The sequence below is a fragment of the Bradyrhizobium sp. AC87j1 genome (assembly GCF_002936975.1).
GTDB classification, from domain to species: Bacteria; Pseudomonadota; Alphaproteobacteria; order Rhizobiales; family Xanthobacteraceae; genus Bradyrhizobium; species Bradyrhizobium shewense.
Genome location: NZ_PTFE01000239.1, coordinates 1 through 1,447, shown reverse-complemented (window position 1 = coordinate 1,447; position 1,447 = coordinate 1). Strand labels below are relative to the sequence as shown.

General features: G+C 63.9%; 1 protein-coding gene. It reads right to left on the bottom strand.

Features of this window, described 5'->3' with window-relative positions:
* Positions 1 to 1,447 (bottom strand): non-ribosomal peptide synthetase (locus CV770_RS41060; protein WP_146101476.1); only part of this gene is annotated, 1,447 nt, incomplete at both ends.

The following is a 1,447-nucleotide window of genomic DNA, read 5'->3' as shown; positions in this document are numbered from 1 at the left end:
GCCCCAGACGGCACCAGCCCGCCATGACGATCCAGCAAGTAGACCCTCGTGTTGGCAATAGGACGGCCAATCGGGACCATAGCCTCATCAAACTCAGCCGGGCAGCTCCAGGATGTAACGTCGATCGCGGCCTCAGTCGGACCGTAGAGATTGTGCAGGGCCGTCCAGGGCAATGCGCGCCGAACCCTATGCACACTGGCGGCAGGGAGCGCCTCGCCGCTGCATAAAACCCGCCGCAGCGATGTGCAGCGGTCAACACCCTTCGCATCCAAAAAGCTGACCAGCATGGATGGCACGAAGTGAACCGTCGTGATGCGCTGGCTGACGATCAAGTCGACCAATGCATCGGGATCTCTGTGCGCACCGGGCGGCGCCAGTACCAGCGTTGCCCCTTCAAGCAAAGTCCAAAAGAACTCCCAGGCCGAGACATCGAAGCTAAATGGCGTCTTCTGCAACACGACGTCTGTAGCCTTCAGACCATAGGCGTTCTGCATCCAGATCAGGCGATTAACGATAGCCCGATGCTCATTCTGAGCCCCCTTGGGCGTGCCCGTGGATCCCGAGGTGTAGATCACATAGGCGAGATTGCGGGAGATCAGACTGAGCGCGCGCGGGTCAGGATCCACTTCCGGCAGGCTGGCCCAGGCCGGCGCCGCAGTATCGAGCTCCACCACGCTCACATTGGCCGGCACATCCGAGCCGAAGGCGGCACGGCCGGCCACATCGGCTAGCAGCAGCCGCGGCGCTGCATCGTCGAGCACCTGATGCAGCCGCGCCGGCGGATAGGCCGGGTCCAGCGGCACATACGCCCCGCCGGCCTTCAGGATCGCCAGAAGCCCCACCACCATCATCGGACTGCGCTCGACGCAGATCGCAACCGGCTGGTCCGGCCTGACGCCGAGGGCGATCAGGTGATGTGCCAGGCGGTTGGCCCGCGCATTGAGCTCGCCATAGCTCAGCCGCTCATCTTCGCAGACCACCGCCACCGCATCCGGCGCCTTGTGCACCTGCGTCTCGAACAGCTCGTGGATGCACCGCTCCGCAGGATACGGCGCCGCCGTCCGATTCAGCTCCTCCAGCAGATACGTGCGCTCGGCAGTCGAGAGCAGCTCAATCCGGCGGACCTCTTGCTGCGCATCGGCAGCCATCGCCCGCAGCAGCGCCAGCAGATAACCACGCTGCCGCTCGATCGTCGCCTGATCAAACAGCGCCGTGGCATAACCCAGCGTTCCGGCGATCTCCTCGCCATGCTCGCCAAGGCTCAGCTCCAGATCGAACTTGACCTGATCAAGCTCGTCCCCGGCAGCTTCGACACTCAGTCCCGGCAGGTCCAATGCTCCAACCGCATTGTTCTCCCAGGCCAGCATCACCTGCAACAACGGCGTGTGATCAAGAGCCCGGGGCGGCTGCACGATCTCCACCACCTGCTCGAACGGCAGGTCCTGAT